The organism is Yinghuangia seranimata (genome assembly GCF_029953285.1).
Classification (GTDB): Bacteria; Actinomycetota; Actinomycetes; order Streptomycetales; family Streptomycetaceae; genus Yinghuangia; species Yinghuangia seranimata.
Genome location: NZ_JASAOI010000042.1, coordinates 108,793 through 129,267, shown reverse-complemented (window position 1 = coordinate 129,267; position 20,475 = coordinate 108,793). Strand labels below are relative to the sequence as shown.

At 72.7% G+C, this 20,475-nt stretch carries 13 protein-coding genes and 1 pseudogene; 5 read left to right on the top strand and 9 right to left on the bottom strand.

The window, feature by feature from the left end; all coding sequences use genetic code 11:
* The first annotated feature begins 489 nt into the window (after positions 1 to 489).
* The 3 genes from QI554_RS26255 (at position 490) to QI554_RS26245 (ending at position 7,857) form a co-directional block, all read left to right on the top strand.
* Positions 490 to 2,418 carry a SpoIIE family protein phosphatase gene (locus QI554_RS26255; protein ID WP_281472998.1) on the top strand — a complete coding sequence of 643 codons (1,929 nt, stop codon included), beginning with the start codon at positions 490 to 492 and terminating at the stop codon, positions 2,416 to 2,418.
* 23 nt (positions 2,419 to 2,441) lie between these two features.
* A complete protein-coding gene (locus QI554_RS26250) occupies positions 2,442 to 2,888 on the top strand; it encodes a GNAT family N-acetyltransferase (protein WP_281472929.1) in 447 nt (148 codons plus the stop codon).
* 136 nt (positions 2,889 to 3,024) lie between these two features.
* The gene (locus QI554_RS26245; protein ID WP_281472928.1) at positions 3,025 to 7,857 is read left to right on the top strand and encodes a sacsin N-terminal ATP-binding-like domain-containing protein; all 4,833 of its coding nucleotides are present in this window, start codon (positions 3,025 to 3,027) and stop codon (positions 7,855 to 7,857) included.
* Between the two features lie 221 nt (positions 7,858 to 8,078).
* On the opposite strand, the gene QI554_RS26240 is transcribed toward QI554_RS26245, so the two are convergent.
* The 9 genes and pseudogenes from QI554_RS26240 to QI554_RS26200 all read right to left on the bottom strand — a co-directional run bounded on the left by QI554_RS26240 (position 8,079) and on the right by QI554_RS26200 (position 18,558).
* Complete coding sequence (locus tag QI554_RS26240; RefSeq protein ID WP_281472925.1) at positions 8,079 to 10,502, bottom strand: tetratricopeptide repeat protein; 2,424 nt, start codon at positions 10,500 to 10,502, stop codon at positions 8,079 to 8,081.
* A 667-nt stretch (positions 10,503 to 11,169) separates the two neighbouring features.
* A pseudogene (locus QI554_RS26235) lies at positions 11,170 to 11,302 on the bottom strand (transposase); the annotation flags it as partial.
* Between the two features lie 36 nt (positions 11,303 to 11,338).
* Positions 11,339 to 12,433, bottom strand: a complete 1,095-nt coding sequence (locus tag QI554_RS26230; RefSeq protein WP_281472923.1) for a PP2C family protein-serine/threonine phosphatase — start codon at positions 12,431 to 12,433, stop codon at positions 11,339 to 11,341.
* A 30-nt stretch (positions 12,434 to 12,463) separates the two neighbouring features.
* Positions 12,464 to 13,618, bottom strand: a complete 1,155-nt coding sequence (locus tag QI554_RS26225) for a low temperature requirement protein A (protein WP_281472921.1) — start codon at positions 13,616 to 13,618, stop codon at positions 12,464 to 12,466.
* Positions 13,619 to 13,656: 38 nt separating this feature from the next.
* On the bottom strand, positions 13,657 to 14,898 hold the full coding sequence (locus QI554_RS26220) for a metal-dependent hydrolase family protein (RefSeq protein ID WP_281472919.1): 1,242 nt from the start codon (positions 14,896 to 14,898) through the stop codon (positions 13,657 to 13,659).
* Between the two features lie 91 nt (positions 14,899 to 14,989).
* A complete protein-coding gene (locus QI554_RS26215) occupies positions 14,990 to 15,331 on the bottom strand; it encodes a hypothetical protein (protein WP_281472918.1) in 342 nt (113 codons plus the stop codon).
* A 55-nt stretch (positions 15,332 to 15,386) separates the two neighbouring features.
* Positions 15,387 to 16,901 (bottom strand): GMC family oxidoreductase, encoded by a 1,515-nt coding sequence (locus QI554_RS26210; RefSeq protein WP_281472917.1) that lies wholly within the window; start codon positions 16,899 to 16,901, stop codon positions 15,387 to 15,389.
* Positions 16,902 to 17,033: 132 nt separating this feature from the next.
* On the bottom strand, positions 17,034 to 17,945 hold the full coding sequence (locus QI554_RS26205; protein ID WP_281472916.1) for a GlxA family transcriptional regulator: 912 nt from the start codon (positions 17,943 to 17,945) through the stop codon (positions 17,034 to 17,036).
* 10 nt (positions 17,946 to 17,955) lie between these two features.
* Positions 17,956 to 18,558: a cysteine hydrolase family protein gene (locus QI554_RS26200; RefSeq protein WP_281472915.1), complete on the bottom strand. Its 603-nt coding sequence runs from the start codon at positions 18,556 to 18,558 to the stop codon at positions 17,956 to 17,958.
* A 169-nt stretch (positions 18,559 to 18,727) separates the two neighbouring features.
* On the opposite strand from QI554_RS26200, the gene QI554_RS26195 reads away from it, so the two are divergent.
* Complete coding sequence (locus tag QI554_RS26195) at positions 18,728 to 19,879, top strand: C40 family peptidase (RefSeq protein WP_281472914.1); 1,152 nt, start codon at positions 18,728 to 18,730, stop codon at positions 19,877 to 19,879.
* 85 nt (positions 19,880 to 19,964) lie between these two features.
* Complete coding sequence (locus QI554_RS26190) at positions 19,965 to 20,468, top strand: GNAT family N-acetyltransferase (RefSeq protein ID WP_281472913.1); 504 nt, start codon at positions 19,965 to 19,967, stop codon at positions 20,466 to 20,468.
* The last annotated feature ends 7 nt before the right edge of the window (positions 20,469 to 20,475 follow it).

The following is a 20,475-nucleotide window of genomic DNA, read 5'->3' as shown; positions in this document are numbered from 1 at the left end:
GGTTCGTTTTCGGTGGCCTGACGCCCCTCCCGCTTTTTGATTTTCCGCGCGGCCGGCCCGCGCCTCAAGCCGTTCCTGGCAACGTTGGTTCTGTTGGCCTCGTCCTGTTGCGGCTTGACCCGCGGGCCGTCCGCGCTGAACCACCTCGCACCTGGCGGGAGGGGCGCGGGGTGTGGACGCGCTTGTTTTGGTTTCCCTGCCGGGCTGCGGTTTCGCTTGGGGTTCCGGGCGGGTTTTGTTGCTGGGATTCGTTGCGCTGCCGGGGGTCGTTCCAGCGTGGGGCGCGCGGCCTCGGACCCCCACCTCACTGTGTCGTCACGTATGCGAATCACCAGAACTCCCTCATTGGGGGGTGTTCGCGTCACACTCGCGTCACCCGCCAGATTGCCGCCAGGCGGACTTCACCCGGACGGGGGCATCGTTCGGGGCGATTCCGTGGGATAGATGCCAAGGACGTTCGGGGGTGGGCTAGCGAAGGACACGCTCGTGATGGACGGCGACTGCACGGCCAGGCTCCTCGTCGACGAGGCCGGGGCAGTCACCGCCGTGGTGCCTGCGGGGGCGGAGGTCGGAGGGCGGGCGCTCGCCCCGTGGGTCGGACGGCCGCTCGTCGAGCTGTTCGCGGTGGAGTCCGCGGAGCAGGTCACGGCGCTCGTGAAACGGGCCGACGGGGTGCCCGTGCCGCAACTGGTGCTCGCGTTCTCCGCCGATGGTGACCACCACCATGTCTGGGCGGTCGCCCATGCGTGTGCCACCGCTCATGGTGCGGCGCGGCTGGTCGCGGTGACGGTTGGCGAGGGTACACACGGCACCGGGTCCGGGACGCCGCCGTTCATGCTCTGGTGCGCCGACCCCGCGACCCGGGCGGCGAGCGCCGACGCGACCGCGAACCATGCGTACGGGCTGCCGCCTGGTGTGCGCATGGACTACGCCGACTTTCTGACACGCGTGCATCCCGACGACGTGACCGTCGTCCTGGGCCTGGAGCACCGTGCGACGGACCTCGGCGGTCGGTCGGTCCAGTCGCATTTGCGGCTGCGTGGGGATGATGGGGTCTGGCGCTGGCTTTTGGTCCGCGCCGCCACGCACCGGCTGGGCGGGCGGCTGGTGCTCAGCGGCGTGTGCGTGCCGCTGGCTCCGGAACGGGCGGCGGGCGACGGCGCGCACGGCGACGTCGACCTCGTGTACCGCGCGTCGGACTCGTTGATCCGCACCTCGTCGCGTGATGAGGTGCTGGATCTGCTGCTGCACACGTTCCCGCCGCTGTTGCGCGCCACCCAGTCGACCGTCGCGCTCGGGGACGGGACTCGCCTGCACATGCATCGGGTGCCGCAGCCTGCGGCCGGGGTCGAGGCGCCGCGCCTTGTGTCGTTGGACGCCCCGCATCCGGTCGCGGTGACGGCCCGCACCGGTCAGGACTGGTTCCTGACGGTGGAACAGCACGACGCCCTCGCCGAGGAGACCGCGCCGCTGGTGGCCGCGCCCGGGACCCGGGCCTGGTGGATGCTGCCGTTGCCCGACGCGACCGGCCGCACGGTCGGAGCCTGGACGCTCGGGTTCCCCGACCCGCACCGGCCGGCGCCCGAGGCCCAGGCGGCGATCCGCGAGGTCACGCGGATGGCCGGGCACGCGTTGGCGCGGGCCGGGGAGACGCAGCCGTATCTGGACTTCGTCGAGGCGTTCCGCGCCGGGACGGAGTTCGAGCGCCCGAGCGGTCTGCCGCCCGGGATCGAGGCGGCGGTCCGGCACCGTCCCGCGCACGAGGCCGCCGACCTGGGTGGTGACTGGTACGACATCTTCGCGTTGAGCGGCGGGTTGGTCGCGTTGGCGGTCGGGGACGTACAGGGGCACGGGCCCGAGGCCGCGCCGATGATGTCGCGCTTGCGGACGCTGCTGCGCGCGTACGCCCTGGACTACCGCGACCCCGGGATGGTGCTGACCCGGGTCAACGACTTCCTCGACCGGTTTCCGGCCCACATCCACGCGACGTGCCTGATGGCCTACCTCGATACGGGCACGGGGGAACTCGTCGCCTCCAGCGCCGGCCACCCTCCGCTCTTGGTCGCCAATCCGGATGGCGTGGGGGGCTCGGTGGGGTCGGTGACCGTACTGGAAACGCCGTGCGACACACCGCCGTTGGGGGTCGTCGCTGAGCAGCGGTACGCGTCGACGCGGCTGGCCGTGCCGGTCGGTGGGACCGTCGCGCTGTGCACAGATGGTCTCTTGGAGGGTCCTCGCCTCGACCTCGACGAAGGTGTGACCCGGCTGGCGCGGGACCTGGCCGAACACGTCGCGGCCCCGTTGGAGGACGCCGCCGGCACGATGTTCGCCCGCGCGGACGAGACGGGGCACCGGGACGACGCGACACTGCTCCTGGCCCGCCGACCTGTCCCGGTCGCGGCGTTGACGGCAGGCTGACGGGGCGTGATAGACAGCCCGGCATGACCGTCATCCGCAAGCTGAGGCCGGACGACCGCGCGGCATGGGAAGAACTGTTCCGCGCCTACACCGCGTTCTACGAGCGTGACGAGCCCGATGCCCTCTACGACGAGAAGTGGGCTGAGTTTTTGGCCGACACGCGCATCCACGCGCTCGTGGCGGAGCTGGATGGGCGGGTCGTCGGGATCACGCATTTCATGGCGCACCCCAACACGTCGGGGCCCGACGTGTGCTTTCTGCAGGATCTCTTTACGGCCGAGGACGTGCGGGGCCGGGGCGTGGCGCGCGCGTTGATCGAGGCCGTGACCGAGTGGGCGGTCGAGCGGCGGCACGGGCGGGTGTACTGGCATACGCGCTCGTCGAACACCACGGCCAGGGCGTTGTACGACAAGGTCGCTGAGAACCGCGGGTTCATTAGGTATGAGATTGACGTGCGGGGGCGTTGGTGACGTTGCGTCGCTGACGATGAGTGGCGTCGACGAGAACGCGGGTGAGCGTCGGCGATTCCGTCGCGGGTTGTTCTGCCTTCCGCCGGGCGGGTGAACGTTGTCCGCGGGGGCGGGTCTGGCGCGGAAGCATGGCTCCGTGTCCGCCCTGCGTGCTGCTGTCTTTGCTCTGCTCGACGACCCTTCCTGCGGGGTTGAGTTCGAACCGTCCGATACTGGCGAGGCCGCTGAGGCGGTGCGGTTGCTTGATGCCGGGTTGCGGTCGGGGCCGGCGGCGATGCGGGCTGCTGTGGTTCGGACGCAGGAGACCGCCGACAGTCTGTCCGGTGACCGGCTGCAGGTGTTCGCCGAGTTGATCCAGAACGCGGACGACGCGGGGGCTCGGGCTGTGCGGTTCGAGCTCGTGGAGGGGGAGCTGCGTGTTGCGCATGACGGTCGGCCGGTGCGGTTCGCGGACGTCCTGCTGCTGGGCCTGCCCGGGCTGAGCGGCAAGGCGCACGATCCCGACTCGACCGGGCGGTTCGGGATCGGGTTGGCCACTGTGCGGGCGTTGTCGCGGGTGTGGGAGGTGCACGCGCCGCCGTGGCGGGTGAGGTTCGACGGGATCGGCATCACGCCGGCCGATCCGCTGCCCGGCGGTTCGCCTGATGGGTGGACGGTGTTCCGGATCCCGCTCGATGGTGTGGAGCTGACGGCGGACGAGGTGGGGGCTTGGTTCGCCGCTTGGGACGACAGCGCGTTGTTGTTTCTTCGCAGTCTGCGCGTCGTTACCGCGACGGCGTACGGCCGTGCGGTGTGTGCGCTGGAGCTGCGCTGGCCCACGGTTGGTTCGCGGGTGCGGATGAGGGTCGGGGCGTGCGATGTGGAGGTGCGGATTCGGCGTGCCCAGTCTGCGTCTGGGGTCGCGTGGCGGGTTTATGACACCGAACTCCCGATGGGAGACGGGTTGGTGCGACGGCACAAGGCCGGTCGGGCGACGGTGCCGGTTGCTGTTGCGTTGCCTTCGGTGCCGGGGGTGCCTGGGGTGGTGCATGCGGCGTTGCCGATGGCGGCGATTGATGTGCCGGTCCGCGTGCATGCGCACTTCGACCCGCTGGTGAGTCGTCGGGACTTCGTCGCCGGGGCGTGGAACGACGCCATGGTGGGTTTGGTCGCGGACCTTTGGGCGGCCGCTGTGCCGGGTGTGTTGGGCGGGGACATGCCTGCGGCGTGGCATCTCGTGCCTGGTGATGTGCCGTCTGCGGACGGACTGGTGCCGCTCGCGGCGCGGTTGCGTGAGGAACTGGTGGGGCGGGCGCGTGGTGAGGTTGCCGGGCGGCTGCGGCTCGCCTGCTCGGATGGGGTACGGCGGCCATTGGCCGAGCTGGCCGTGGAGGAACGCCGCCTTGAGGGCGTGGTTGATGCGCGGAGGATCGCTTGGCTGGCTGGGGCCGTTGATGTGGTTCCCGCGGCGTCGCGTGACGGGGCCGGGCGGTGGCGCCGTGTGCTGGCCGACTGGCGGGCCGCCGGGGTGGCGGGGTTGCCGGACGAGGTGACGATCGAGCGGGCTCTGGGGCTTTACGGGGAACCGGGGTTCGAGGTCGAGGCGGGCATCCGTTTGGCTGCTGTCGCGCTTCAGGGCGGGCTGGAACGGCGGCTGCTCGATCTTGCGTGGGTGGTTGGTGCTGACGGTGAGCGCTGGCGTCCGCCTGTGCCCGGGAGCGGGCGCGTGTTCGTGCGTCGGGCCGCGCCCGGGCAGCGCGCATTGGCCGACGTGCTGGGTACGGCGCTTGACCTGCATGCCGCGTACCGGGCCGAAACCGCCGCCGCCCGGACGGTCCTGGCCTGGCTCGGGGACCGGGGTTGTGTGGTGGATGCCGACGACATTGCGGGGCAGCTTGAGCGGGTCGCGCGGATCGGTGACGTCGGGCGGATGCTCCCTGGGATGCCGCCGAGTGCTGAGGCGCTGGGTGCGCTGCGTGGGGGGCTTGGGCAGGTGCCTGACGCCGCCCGGCGTGACCTCGGGCCGCGGATCGGCCGCGCGTTGCGGTTGCGCGTCGTCGACGGGGCGGGTCGCGCTGAGGCGTTGGCGGCACCGGGGGCGGCCTACCTGCCGGCGGTGCTCGACCCGGCGCCTGTCTATCCGTTCGCCGACGCCGCGCGGGACACGCCAGGTCTGCGGTGGCTGCATCCGGCCTACGCGGACGAGCTCGAGGCGGATGGCGAGCTTGACCCCGTGGCGTTCCTCCGGCTGCTGGGGGTCGCGGACGCGCCCAGGCTGACCACGCCGCGGACGGCGGGCAAGGTGTATGCGACCGACCGGCATCCGGGTCCCGGTTTGCCTGCCGATGGTGAGTGCGGCACCACTGCCCGCACCCTCGAACTCGGGCGCCTCGGCGCCGACCACACGCTGGAGGACCGCGACAGCCCCGACGCGGTTGCGGTGGCGGCGGCGATCGGATCGGATCCTGACCCGGTCCGGAGGCGACGTCGTGCGGTTGCCCTGATCCATACGCTTGCCCGCGCGTATGCGGGACCGAAGGTTGGGCGCCGGGCGGCGCTGTCGGTCGAGGCCGCGTACGGGTACTACGGCTGGCACCGCAAGGGGCGGACCGTGCCGGTGTGGATCTGGCGCCTGCGCGAACTGCGGTGGCTCGACCGCGCGGACGGCACGCCGACGGCCCCGGATCGGCTCTACCTCCCGACGAGCCCCGTCGCCGCCCTGTTCGGACGCGAGGATCCCGGCTATCTGCACACCGAGCTTCACGAGGCCACGGTGGCCGGGGCCGGTGGAACCGTCGGCGCACTGTGTGCGGCGGAGGAGTCGACCGCCGTGCGAGCCACACCTGCCGACTCCGACTCCGACACCGTCGCTGCGCGCGGCGGGTCGGCGGCCCTCGACGTGTGGGCTGCCGGCGGTGCCGATGACGTCTGCGCTGCCGAGCTTGTCGGCCTCCGCGCGGACACCGCGCCCGGCGCGGCAGGCCGAGCCGAAGTGTTGCGCGCCCTTGGGGTCGTCGGATCGCCGGGTGTCGGCGCACTGATCGCGCGCTTACGAGAACTGCGTGATCGAGACGGGCGATTGAGTGCCGCCGTGCCCTTCGTGGCCGACGTGTCTATCGAGCCATTGGGCCCGCGCGGCGCCGTCCTCCAGTCGCCGTCCGACCTGCTCGTCGCCGATGTTGTCGCTGTGTATCGGGCGCTTGCCGGGCTGCTCGTCAGGGATGGTTCGGGGCGGGGCGAGGCCGAGCGGGCCGTGCGGGTCGCGTTCGGTGGGCGTGAGGCGCTCGTGCTCACCGGGGGTGGTTGGCGGCGGCCCGCGGAGGTGTTGCAAGGTCCCTCGATCCTCGGGGGATATCGCACGTTCGTGCTGCCCGAGGCCGGGTTGCGTCCGTTGTGGGACGTGCTGGGCATCCGCGAGCCCGACGTCGCGGATCTGACCGGGGTGCTCGCCGAGGCGGCGTGCGACACCGGCGCCAGGACCGAGCAGCGGCTCGGTGTGACGCTCGAGGCCCTGCGGCGGCTCGCCGGTCTGGTGGCGGGCGCGGGCGGGCCTGCCGCGGAGGTCGGGATGGCGCCCGAACTGCGCGCGGCACTGCGGCGGTTGCCGCTGCGCTGCGGCGACCGCTGGACGGCGCGACGGCCGGTCTACGCCGTCGACAACCGGTACCTCGCCGAGGCGCTCGGCAAGGTCGCGCCCGTCTGGCAGCCGGGCGGGGACCTGCAGCAGTTCACCGCACTGCTGCGGCCGCTGGGGGTCACCCGGCTGGAGCCCGCCGATGCGACCGTCGTCTGTGCTGAACGGTCGCGTGGTGACACCCGGCTCACAGCCGCCTTCCGCTCGGCGGTGGTTCGGCTGCAGGACACGTTGGTCCGTGACGAGCCCGACGCGGCTGCCGCTTGCGTGGACTCGTGGTGGCTCTCGGGATTAACAGTACGGGTTCTTCCGGGGCTGACCGTGCTTCTGGCGCTGGACCAGCCGAACGAGCGTAGGCGTGCGCCGGTCGAACTGACGACCGAGGCGCACATCGACCGCGCGGCCGGCGTGCTCTACGTCGCCTCCGCCGCCGCCCTCGAGACCGGCCGCGGCGCGGGCCAGGCCGTCGCCGCCCACTTCGCGCGCGAACGCACCCGCGTCGGCCACGTCTGGCGCGACGTCTGGGAGCACGAACGCCTCGACGCCGCCCAGCCCGTGGCCCCGCTCCCGTCCGCCCGCCAGCGGGACGACGCCGGCGCCCGCCACCTCGACCGACTACTGCGGGCTCGGGAGGAAGAGGGTGGTTCGGCGGTCCATCGGCTCCATTCCTCGGCCGGCGAGGTTGATTTTGAACGACAGCCTGCTCCCGACGAGGCCGACCGCGGATCCGGTCGTCGGCCGGGTGCCGAACCTCCCTCTCACCGGCGCCTCGTCGACCTCGCTGCGCTCGCCGCCGACCCGATCACGACCGGCCCCGATCGGCCGCCGGGTGGCCGCGCTCAGACCGCTCCCGCGCCGGTCCTGCCGCCCGCCCGTACGTTGCCTTCCCCCGACCGGCCGCCACAGCTGCCCGCCCCGCACACCGGCGGCGCGGCGCCGCAGCAGCACGCGGCCGTCACGGCGTACACCCCGCAGGACCGGGAGACCGCCGCCTGGGAGCTCCTGCGCCGCGTCCTCGCCCGCGACGGCGTGGCCCTCTACGACCACCGCTCCCAGCCGGGCCTCGGCGCGGACGCCGTCGACGCCCGCGAGCACTTCTACGAGATCAAGGCGCACGCCGGGCCCGAGCCGCGCGAAGTGACGCTCACCGTCGCGGAGTTCGAGCGCGCGCTGACAGCCGGGGAGCGGTTCTCGCTGGTCGTCGCGGCCAACCTGGAGGCCGGTACGGGCCGCCCGCGCCTGCGCATCATCACCGACCCGCTGCGCCACCTGAGCGTGGAACGGACCCAGGGCATCAAGGTCACCGGCCTGCTGGACACCGACGGGGTCGCGGTCATCCACGAGTGGGACGGTTGACGCCGCGGTCGCTGCGCCGCCTGGCTGCGTCGCCCGGCTGGCCGTCCGTCGGGCCTGCCGGCCTTCCTGAGGCAGATCCCGCCAAGCCAGCTTGTTGCGGTACTTGAACGCCATCGCGTCGATCACATGCCGGTGATCGCGGTGGATCGCCTGCGGCGCAGCGGACGCGACAGCATCAGGGGATCACGTTGTCGCACCCAGACTCGATTTTCGAGTATGTGCTACCCGTCAGTTCCGCCGGAGTGCCGGCCTGACCGCACGCCCTCCAAGAGGTTCCGAACGATCCCGGTGACCGAGTGGTCCTCGCCGAGCACACGCACCAAGGCGGCGAGGGTCTGCTCGTACAGCGCGATGGCGCGTCCCGTATCCCCGGCCTCCTCGTAGGCGTGCGCGACGTGGAGGCGGGCGATCATGGTCTCGCGGTGGTCCGCGCCGAGCGCCCGGGTCCGGTCGGCGAGGGTCTGCTCGTACAGCGTCACCACGCGTCCCACATCCCCGGACGCCTTGTAGGCCTTGGCGAGCTCGTCGCGGGAGTCCAGGGTGTCGGGGTGGTCGTTGCCCAGCGCCCGCGCCCGGTCGGTGAGGTTCTGCTCGTACAGCGCGATGGCGCGCCCCAGGTCCCCGGCCGCTTTGTAGGCGTTGGCGAGGTTGCTCCGGGAGATCAGGGTGTGTGGGTGCTCCTTGCCGAGCACACGCAGGACGTTGGCGAGGTTCTGCTCATACAGCGCGACCGCGCGCCCGAGGTCCCCGGCCGATTGGTAGGCGCCGGCCAGGCCGTTGCAGGACGCCAGGGTGTGCGGGTGGTCCTCGCCGAGGACCCGGCTCCGGTCGGCGAGGGTCTGCTCGAACAGCGGAACGGCCCGCTCCAGGTCTCCGTCCGCAGCGTAGGCATTGGCGAGGTTGTTGCGGGAAATCAGCGTGTAGGGATGGTCGTTGCCGAGCAACCGCACGAATTCGTCGAGGGTCTGCTCATACAGGGGCACCGCCCGCGCCAGGTCCCCAGCCTCAGCGTAGGCAAGGGCGAGGTTGTTGCGGGACGTCACGGTGTAGGGATCGTCGTTGCCGAACACCCGCACGCATTCGTCGAGGGTCTGCTCGAATAGCGGGATCGCGCGTCCCAGGTCCCCGGCCAACTCGTAGGCGTGGGCGAGGACTTTGCGGGAGGTCAGGGTGTGGCGGTGGTCGGCGCCGAGCACCCGGGTCCGGTCCTCGAGGTTCTGTTCGGACAGCGGGATCGCGCGTCCCAGGTCCCCGGCCGCAGCGTAGGCATATGCGACGTTGTTGCGGGAGATCAGCGTGTCGGGGTGGTCGGCGCCGAGCAGCCGGTACCGTGCCGCCAGCGCGCGTTCGAAGGCTGCGGTGGCGGCGGCCAGCGCTCCTTGTTCCAGTCGGTATTCAGCGGTGCAATCAAGCAGGTCGGCAGTGTCGGTGGTGTCGGTGTCCGGGGCGGCGGCGTGGGTGAGGGCGTCGGCGTGGGGGAGCAGGATGCGGTAGCGGGGCCAGTGTTCGGGCAGCTCGCAATCGCCGGGGAAGGCCGCTTCGAGACTGGTGGTGGCGGTGTCGCGGGCGCGGTGAATGTCGTCGGCGTTGCGGTGGGGGTCGTGGGGATCGGGTGTGCGGGCGATGGTTTGGACGAGGCGGTGGACGGCGAGGGTGCCGTCGCCGTGGTCGGTGACCAGGTTGTAGGCGGTGAGGCGGGCGAGGGCCCGGGCGAGGGCATGCGCGGGGGCGAGGTCGTCGATCAGGTCGCGGGGTATGTGGTCGGGCGCGTACCAGGCGAGCACACGCAGCACGTCGGCGGCGAGCGGGGTGTCGGCGGTGATGCGGTCCAGGGTCAGGCGCCAGATCCGTGCGACGGTCCGCCGGGCGCCGAGACCGGCGTCGGTTTCGTCGGCCGCGTCGATCACCTCCGCGGGGGCGTCGTGGAACATCGCCAGGAAGCCGTCGGGGGTGGTGCCGCTGGCCGCGCAGAACGCGGCGGCCTGTTCCACCGCCAGGGCCAGGTGCCCCAGTTCCTCGCACACCCGGTCGGCGCCAGTGGCGTCGCGAGGCCGGTCGTGGGTGAGGACCCGGGTGAACAGTTCGACCGACTCGCCGGGCTCGAACACCCCCAGCCGCACCGTCGTCGCGGCCAGGTTCCGCCAGCCGGTTCCGCCGCGGGTGGTGACCAGGAACCGGCCTGCGGGGGCCCGGTCGAGCGGGCGGCGGATATGGCCGGGGTCCTCGACGTTGTCCAGCACCAACAGCCACCCGGGCTGGGTGACGAGCCACTGGAGCGCTCGTTCGGTCTGCAATTCGGCGGGCAGCCCGCCCAGACCCGGCTGTAACGCCACCGCGAGGGCGGCGAGACCGGCGTCGACCGCGGCAGGACTGTCGGCGGTGATCCACCACCGCACCGTGGCGCCGGAGCGTTCCGACGCCCAGCGCGCTGCCAGCGCCGACTTGCCCACCCCGCCCATCCCGTGAACAGCCCGCAGCACCACCCCGCCGGACTCGGCGAACGCCGCGTCCAGCGCGTCCAGTTCGTCCTGGCGGCCGACGAACGCCCCGACCGTGGGGATGTTCGACACCGACCGGTCCGCGGCATCGCCGTGGATCGGCGCGTACGCCTCCGGCGGCAACACGTACCCGGCACTGACCGCCACAGAATTGTTTACGTTGCCACCAGCGGCGATCGACCCGTCCACCGCAGACACCCCCGCCGACGCGGCAGGCAGGCTCCCAACGGCCTTGTCGGCTGGCTTCCCTTGGCGTCGGCCCATCACGAACCCCGGCGCGCCGACGACCCATCGACGTCACCACCCGCGGCGACGGACCCACTCGAGGCGGAAGTCCCCGGCCCCGGAGCAGGCGGCGGCGCGGAGCCCGGAGTGGTGTCCCGCGCCTGGGAGTTCGTGACCCGGCCGCCCGCCGCGACCGACCCGCCGTCCGCGTGAACCGGAGTCGGCGAGGGAGGCGTTGATACGGGACGGCGCAACGCCACCACCGCCACCCACACCCCCGCGATGCCCGCAATCGACCCGACCACGCTGCCCGCAGCCGCTCCCGCATCCCAGCCCGCGACCACCGGCAACACGGCCAACCCCACCACGGCCACCGCGCCGACGACCGCGGACACCCACAAGCACACCCGCCGCCACCCCGTCATACGCCACATGGTGGCACTTGGACCCAGGCAAGCGCCGGATCCGTCGGTCCTTGACCGGCACACGGCGGAGAGGATTGCGTTGCCCTTTTCCGTATTGCGTCAGGTGCACGGCGCGGACCGGTGGGCGCGTGGCGACAGCCCGTGGCGCCGGGCGCGGGCATCGCAAGGAACTGCTGCAACTGTTGGTGGTCCCCCATCCAGCGACTCGGCCATCGGCGACATCGACTTGCGCCGCCCGTCCAGCACCAGGTCCCGCAGGTACATCCCGCCCTTGACCCGCCGGTCCGCGCGCCGCAACGGCGCGAACCTGCCAACCCACCTGACAAAGCACTCCTAGTCCGGCGCGTACCTCACCAGCAACATCGCCGCGTCGTCTGTCAGTTCCTCGCCTGCGTGGGCCCGGACCTCGGCTCCGATGCGGTCGAGGGTTGCGCCCAGTCTCGGGCGGTCGTCCCAGGCGCGGTCGATGAGTGGGTAGAACTCGCCTGCCTCGTCGCGGGCTTCGGTTGTGCCGTCGGTGTAGAGGAGGAGCCGGTCCCCGGGGCGCAGGGGGACGTCGAGGACCGGCATTTCGAGGAGGCCCGGCGGCACGATGCCGAGGGGTGGGGAGGGCTGGGGCGCGTCCAGGAGTGTGGCGTGGCCGTCGCGGAGGAGCAGGGGTGGGGGGTGGCCGAGGTTGATCAGGCGGGCGGCGCCGTTGTCGGTGATGGAGAGCAGGACGGCGGTGACGAACTCCTCCGACGTGCGGTCCGGTGCGCGTTCGAGGGCGACGGCGAGGCGGCGGGCGACGTCGCGCAGGCTCGGCTCGTCGTAGGCGGCCTCGCGGAAGGCGCCCACGACGGTCGCGGCGGTGTCGACGGCGCCGAGGCCCTTGCCGCTGACGTCGCCGAGCACGGCGCGCATGCCGTACGGCGACTCCACCACCGCGTACAGGTCACCGCCGATGCGGGCTTGGGAGGCCGCCGCCGCGTAGCGGACCTCGAGGTCGAGCGGCCCGATGCGGGGCGGCACGGGCCGCAGCACGACCCCCTGGGCGACCTCGGCGACGCCCCGCACGTCGGCCAGTGTGCGGTCCTGGCGTTCGCGGATGGAGACCGCCCAGAAGCCCGCGAGCGAGATCAGGGCGATCGACGTCAGTGAGATCAGGGGTTCGGCGACGGTGAGCGTGTGGAAGGCGGCCAGGACCGACCCGGTCACGATCGCCACGGCGCCGACCACCAGGGGGCCGCGCGGCGAGCGCGCGGTGATGCCCGCGAACGCGGGCGCGACGGCCATCAGCGGTCCCACGTGCACGTTGTGGCCGGTCACGAAGGACAGGACCACGACGGCGACGATGATCAGCCACGGGATCGCCTGGACGGCGCGCTCCGCGCGGTCGGGGTGTTCCGTACCCCCGGGAGGCATGGGGCTGTCGTGGCTGTCGGTCACGCGCCGCGCACCTCCTCGGGGGCATCCCATTCACCCCGATTGTTTCACTTTGCGGGCCGTGTGTTCCTCGTACGCCACCAGCAACGCCAGCACCAGCGCGATCCCCCCGACCTCGCCGAGCGCGTTCACCTGCGCTCCGAGTGGGATGAGCGCCAGCACCGCCGCGGCCGTGACCAGCCGGGGCAGGAGCGGGGCGAGTCCGATCGTCCGCCGGACGGCCGTGTTCGCGACGAGGAACAGTGCGACGCCGGAGGCCAGCGCCACCGCCGGGCCCATGCCTATGGACTCCGTCGGGTGGGCGGTGACCGACTTGGCGCCCGTGGACAGCAGCAGCACGCCGAGCAGCAGGCAGTAGTGCCCGAAGTTGTACACCCGTACCGCGAGGACGTTGCGGCGGGCGTCGTCCAGGCCGGCCATGAAGTGCACCGCGCGCTCTTCGTCGTCGTGGCCGAAGTACGCCCACCACAGGGCCACGCACACCACGAGGCTCAGCAGCGCGGCCGCCAGCAGCTTCACCGTCAGGTGCGCTTCGCCCGCGCCCGCGCCGATGCAGATGACCGACTCGCCGAACGCCACGATGACGACCAGCCCGTGCCGCTCGACGAAGTGCGCCGCGCTGAGCGTGAACGCCGGCAGCGCGACCACGCGCGGCACCGTGAACTGCAGCGCGAACGCCGCCAGCCACACCACCAGCTGGACCGACCCCTCCAGGTAGCCGCCGACCACGATCAGGCCGCCGCTGAGGATGTTGAAGACGCCCATCTGGGTGACGGCCCTCGGCTCGACGCCGACCGTCGCGAACATGCCCGTGTGGGCGACCACGACCACCAGGTACGCCCAACCGAACGCCCATCCGCCGCCGTCGAACGCGTGCGGGATCGTCATCGCGATCACCAGGAACGCCGCCATGCTCATCAGGTGCAGGCCGCGCCTAGGGTGCGTCGACGGCGGCATGGCGTTGCTGAGCCATATGAAGGCGTCGTACATCCACCAGATGATCGCCAGCATGACCAGGACGCGCGCGAGCCCGCCCATGGTGAGGTGGTGCGCGAGGCTCGCGGTGAGCTGCGTGATGGTGAAGACGAAGACCAGGTCGAAGAACAGTTCCAACGGACTGACCCGCAGATCGGCGACGCCGTGGCGGGCAGGCGCCGTCGCAGGAGGCGCAGAGGCAGGGGACGTCATGGTCGATGAGTATGGGGCAAACGGGTGAACCCCCGTCCTCAGCGTCCGCCAGGCAGTTCCCCGGCGACGACCTCGCCGCCCTGCAGGACCGTCAGCGGGCGCTTGTCCACCAGCACCGAGACGTCCGTCGCCGGATCGCCGTCCACGACCAGCAGGTCGGCGAGCTTGCCCGCTTCGACCGTGCCCAGGTCGTGGCCGCGGCGGGCCAGTTCGGCGCCGTTGCGGGTCGCCCAGCCGATCACCTCCAGCGGCGACACGCCCGCGTGCTCGGTGTAGAGGGCGAGCTCGCGCCCGTAGAGCCCGTGGGCGAAGCCGATGGCGCCGTAGTCGTCGCCCAGCACGAACTTCACGCCGGCCGCCTGCGCCTTGGGGATCGCCTCGTACATGTGCGCGAGGTCGGCGCGGATCGCGTCCGCCCCGAACCCGAAGCCGTCGCCCATCAGTTCGAGGAAGTGCTTGGGGAAGTGCAGGGACGGCACGACGAAGGCGCCCGTCTCCACGAGCGCCGCCACCACCTCGTCGTCCATCTCGTCGCAGTGGTCGACGATGTCGATGCCCAGTTCGAGCGCCATCATGATGGCCGGCTTGTTCACCAGGTGGGCGCGTATCAGGACGCCCCGCGAATGCGCCGTCTCGATCGCCGCCGCCAGCTCGTCCCGGGTCATCTCGATCCGGTCCTTGGGGGCGAGCGTCCCGTGTCCGCCGGTCACGAACAGCTTGATGACCTCGGCGCCGCGCTTGATCTCCTCGCGCACCCCGAGCCGGAACGCGTCCGCGCCGTCGCACAGCCGCACCGCGCCCGACGCCTGCATGCCCCAGTGCCACGGCACCGCGTCGTTCGCGTGCCCCGTCGTGGACAGCTCGCGCCCCGACGGCCAGAACCGCGGGCCCGGGACCAGCCCGTCCTCGATCGCGCGCTTGACGCCCGGCTCGACGTCGTTGGCACCGCCCGCGCCGACCACGCCCGTGTAGCCGCACTCCAGCGCGGTCCGCAGGTTCTTCGCCGCCACGAGCGCCTGGTACGAGGGCGGGAAGTCGTTGCCGTACGGCACGTTCGGCCGCGACCCCAGTTCGTGGTACGTCGCGTGGAAGTGGCACGTGAACATGCCGGGCATCAGCGTGCGCCCGCCGAGGTCGACGACCTGGTCGCCGTCCTCCGGCGCGGGCGCGTCCGCGCGGACCTCGGCGATCCGGTCGCCGTCGACCACCACCGAGTGCCCGGGCGCGGGGCCGTTCACCCCGTCGAGCACGGTGGCGTTGGTCAGCACAAGACGTCCCACAGCGGCCTCACTTCGCGACGCGGCGATCCCGGCCCCGCATGTATGGCATGTGCGCCTGCAAGGAACAAGGGCGACCGCGGTCGGGCGCGCGTCACCACCAGCCGTGGTCGGGCGCGCCGGGGACCTTGCCGACGGCCCCGTTGTCGTCGATCCAGCTCCTCCGCGTCCGCAGGAACCCCAGGTCGACGCCCTCGAACCGCTCGGCGTGGTGCAGCAGCGCGCCCTCGTCCGCCGTCAGCGGCGACCACCAGCTGGTCAGGTCGTCGTCGCCGGTCGCGAAGTCCGGGTATTCGTGGAAGCGGTAGAACCAGTACGCCCCGCAGGACGCGCACCGCATGAGCGACTCCACGCCGTGGTTGCCGGACGAGAACAGCCGGACCCTCTCGACCGACGCCGCGGTGCAGCAGTCCAGGAAATCGTTCGCTCGCGCCATGCCGGACCTCCCGTGTGCGGACGCCGACCAGCCTGAACCACGGGCGCGTGCACTGTCACGCCTCCGCGGCCACCAGCTCCGCCCCGAGTTCGCCCAGCGCCGTCGCCAGCAGGTGGGTGTTCGCCCGCGGCACCGTCGGCACGGCCGAGGCGTCGACGACGCTGAGGCCCGCGAGGCCGTGGACCCGCAGACGTTCGTCGACCACGCTCGACGCCGGGTCCGCGCCCATCCGGCACGTGCCGACGCCGTGGTAGAAGGCGTAGTGGGACTCCGCGATCATGGCGTGCAGTTCCGCGTCCGGCGTGCCCTCGGCCGCGGCCCGCGCCGCCGCCGGGTCGAGCGCGAGACCGGACTCGGCGACCACGCGCGCCGCGAGCCGCCAGCCGTCCGCGAGCCGCGCCACGTTCCCGGGCAGGTCGGCGAACGGCCAGGTGATGACCGCGGGATCCTCCGGGGCGGGGCCGCCCGGCACGACCGAGCCCGCGCCGTCGGGCAGTTGCAGTGCGACGCTGATCTCGATCTCGCGCGTCCCGTCGGCGTTGCGCCGCGCGATCGGGGTGAGCTGGAGGTCGTGGACGCGGTCGCTGCCCGGAGCGGTCGCCCGCGCGATGGTCTGGAGCACCGGGCCGCCGTCCGGCACCGACGCGGGCGTCACCGGGGCGCGGAACGACACCACCATGTGGTCGGTCAGGTTCGCCCCGACCGCCGCGAGCTCGTGCACCGGCGTGACGCCGAGCGCGGCGACGCCCGCCGCCGGGCCGACACCCGAGCGCCACAGCAGCAGCGGGTTCTGCACGACGCCCGCCGACAGCACGACGTGCCCCGCGTACAGCCGCGTGCCGTCCGCCAGTTCGACCCCGACCGCGCGCCCGCGCTCGATCAGCAGACGGCGCACATGCGCGTCACCGCGCACGGTGAGGTTCGCGCGCCCGCGCGCCGGGCCGAGGTACGCGGAGGCGTTGGACACCCGCTCGGTGCCGCGCCGGTTCATCGGGATCGCGCCGACGCCGGTGGAGTCGGGCCGGCTGTGGTCGGGGCAGAAAGGCAGCCCCGCGCCGACGCAGCCCGTGACGAAGCCGGCCTGCAGCGGCGTCCAGTCGGCCTCCGAGTGCCGGACGACCGGGATCGGGCCGCGGTCGCCGTGGTACTCCTCCGCGCCGAAGTCCAGGTCGTGCTCGACGCGGTTGAGGTACGGCAGCATCGCGTTCCACCCGAGGGCCTCCGGCCACGCGGCGAAGTCCGCCGGCTCGGGCCGCAGGGCCACCGCGCCGTTCGTCTGCGACGAGCCGCCGACGCCGCGCCCGCGCGCGTAGTTCAGCGTGCGGCTGGGACCGGAGCGGACGTGGTCGCCCCAGTTGTACGGCCAGGCCACCGGCCGCGACAGATGCCGCAGCTGTTCGGGCAGGTCCGCCCCGTGGTCGGGCCCGGCCTCCAGCAGCAGCACCCGCCGGTCGGCTCGCTCGGACAGGCGGGCGGCGACGACGCAGCCCGCCGAGCCCGCGCCGACGACGATGACGTCGTGTTCGGCGGTGGTGGCCGGGACGGATGCCTGGTGCGGTGCCTGTGCCATATCTGACCCCTCCGTAGCGCGCGCTTGCGCTGGCCATCATAGCTATGATGACTATGTTGACCAGGGGGGCATGACAGAACGTCAGCAACCGCCGGGGTGCAGGGGGTGGTGGCTTCCGGGGCTCCGGACCGGTCAGACCGTTCGGGCCCGCAGCCGCCTCAGCATGCGCGCGTCCTCGAACCCGACCGCCCGCGCCGCGGCGTCCACGGTCGAACCGTGGTGGATCATGTGCTCCGCGCGTTCGAGGCGCAGCGACTGCTGGTAGCGCAGCGGCGTCAGCCCGCCCGTGGCGCGGCTGAACAGGCGGGTCAGCGTCCGCTCGCTCACGCCGACCTTCGCGGCCAGCTCGGGCAGCGGCAGGGTGCGGTCGAAGCCGGCGTCCAGCAGGTCCTGGGCCCGGTGTACGACGTCGTCCAGGTGCGACCGGTGGCGCAGCATGGTGCTGGCCTGCGGCTCGTGGCCGTTGCGCCGGGCGTACACGACCATCGAGCGGGCGACCTGTGCGGCGGTCGCGGGGCCGTGCCGCGTGGCTATCAGGTGCAGCGCCAGGTCTATGCCGCTCGCGATGCCCGCGGACGTCACCACCCGGTCGTCCGTCGTGAACAGCACGTCGCGCACCACGGTGGCCTTCGGGTGGCGGCGCGCCAGCTCGTCCTGGAGGTCGTGGTGCGTCGTGCAGCGCCGCCCGTCCAGCAGCCCGGCGCGCCCGAGCGCGTCCGCGCCCGCGCACACGCTCGCGACCGTGCCGCCGCGCGCGTGATGCGCCGCCAGCCACGCCAGGCACGCCTGACTCACACTCGGCCCGTCGGCGAGCGACGGCGCCTCCCACCCCGGGACCACCAGCAGATCGTCGGGCCCCGGCTCGGGCCAGTCCGTCTCGGCGACCAGGGGAAGCCCTTGCGCGGTCGGCACCAGTGGTTGCTCGGCGACGTACGTGAGCGCATAGGCGTGGCCGAACCACGCGGCGCTGGAGAACGCCTGCGCGGGCCCGGCCACGTCCAGCAGGTGGACCCCGGGGGAGAGGTAGAAGACGACGCGGTTCACGATCCGGTCATCATGCCTCGGCCGACGCGGCGGCTTCCAGGCCTTCCACTGTGGCGATCGTCGCGAAGCGGCCGGCCAGGGCGTAGACCGTGCGCTCGATGACGGCCTCGGCGCTCAGCGTGCGCGGGTCCGAGAGCAGCTCGGCCGGCCCGAGGTCGGCGGGTGCCTCCGGGTGCGGGATCGGGTTGGTGGCGGTCGCGTCGACCACGAAGGTCACGCCGTAGCCGAGGTCGCTCGCCACGCGAGTGGTCGTCTCCACGCACTGCTCGGTGCGGATGCCGCACACGGTCACCTCGGACACCCCGCGCGCCGTGAGCAGCTGCTGGAGGTTCGTCGTGGTGAACGCGTTGTGCGAGGTCTTGTGGACGACCGGGTCGGCGTCGTCCGCGGCCAGTTCAGGGAACAGCCGCACGTGCCCCGACGCCGGGTCGAAGAACGGGTCGCCGCTGCCCGGCTCGGTGTGCAGCACCCACACCACCAGGTCGCCCGCGCCGCGGGCCAGCCGCACCAGGCGGTTCACGCGGTCGGCGATCTTCGGGTCGGACATGGTCTCCCACAGCGGGCTCGCGCGGAAGGACTCCTGGACGTCGATGACGATCAGTGCTCGGGTCATGGCACCAGGCTGGCCCGCGCGCGCCCGCCCGCGACAGGCCGCATCGGGTCCCACGGCGGACCGATCCGGTCACACCGGCTGCGCCGAACGGGCGGACTCGCCGCGCGCCGCCCCCAGCCTGACGGCCGACGCGCGCCGCCGTGATCTGGTGGGCGCCGTGGGACGAACCGTGGGACACACCCTGGGACGAACGCACGACCTGCCCGGCCGCCGAGCGCGCCGGGCCGCCGCACTGGCCGCAGCCGCCGTACTCGCCGCCGCCGCACCGCCCGCACTCGGCGGGGCACCGGCCTGGGGCGCACCGACACCGACCGCCCCGTCACCCGGCACCGGGGCCGGTCAACCTGCCGACGGCCTGCCCGCCGTCGGCGCCACCCCCACCGGGGCGCTGCCGACGCCCCCGCCCAACCTCGAACTCCTGCGCGTGGGAAAGCGCGTCGCCGAACTCGCCAAGGCCCTCGACGAGGCCGGCGAACGCGCCACCAAGACCCGCGCCGCCGCCGACGCCGGCCGCGCCCGGCTCACTGGACTCCAGGAACAGCAGGCCGTTTTACAGGACCGCATCGCGTCCATGAAGGACGAGATGGGGCAACTGGCCGCCATCCGCTACCGGTCCGCCGGGTTCTCGCCGACCGTCGAGGTCCTCATGCGTGGCGGCGCGGGACTGCACATGGGTGCGATCTACGAGCGCGTCGCCGCCGCGCAGACCGACATCGAGAAGACCTACACCACGCGGCGGCACGAGCTCGACAAGATCACCGACGAGGCCCGCCGCCAGGCCCGGCAACTCGCCGAGGAGCAGGCGGCCGCCGACCGCGACACCGCCGCGCTGCGCGCCGCCGCGGCCGAGGCGACCCGCGCCCTGACCGGCATGGACGTCGCCGGACTGCTCGGCGGGCCCGTCCAGAACCAGGACCCTGTCGCGCGTGCCGCCGTGCGGTTCGCGATCCAGCAGATCGGCCTGCCGTACGTATGGGGTGCCACCGGGCCCGACTCCTACGACTGCTCCGGCCTGACCCAACGCGCCTGGGAGGACGCCAAGGTGGCGGTCCCGCGCACATCGCAGGAGCAGTGGGCCGAACTCCCGCGCGTCCCGCTCGACCAACTGCGGCCGGGCGACCTGGTGGTGTACTTCCCGGAGGCGACCCACATCGCCATGTATCTGGGTGCCGGAATGATCGTCCACGCGCCGCGCCCCGGACGGCACATCACCACGGCACCGCTCACCTCGATGCCGATCCTGGGCGCGGTCCGGCCCGACGGGGTCCGGGCCGCACCGGCGGTCGTCGCCGCGGCTCCCGCACCGGCGGCCGCGGGCTGACGACAGGGCCGCGCCGGCCACGCCGGTCGCGCCGGCCGTTTCGGGCTGACCGCAGGCCCGCACCGCGCCTGGGCGACAATCGCCTATGCGCATCCGCCCGGCGACCGCCGCCGACTCCCCGGTCCTCCAAGACATCGAGACCGCCGCGGGAGAACTGTTCCGCAGCACCGGTATGGACGCCATCGCGGACGACGAGCCGTTCCCCGCCGACGTCCTGGCGAGGTATGCCCACGACGGCCGCTCGTGGGTGGCGGTGGACGATGACCGGCCAGTCGGTTACCTGCTCGTCGATCTGGTCGACGGCAACTGGCACATCGAACAGGTCTCCGTGCACCCCGACCACGCCGGACACGGCATCGGGCGCGCGCTGATCGACCACGTCGCGGACGAGGCGCGGCGCGCCGGATCGCCCGCCCTGACGCTGACCACCTTCACCGAAGTCCCGTGGAACGCCCCGTACTACGCACGATGCGGATTCCGTGCGTTGCCGGACGACGAGGTGACGCCCGGCCTGCGCGCGGTCCGGGCGACCGAGGCCGAGCACGGCCTGGACCGATGGCCGAGGGTGTGCATGCGACGGGAGCTGTGAACGCGGT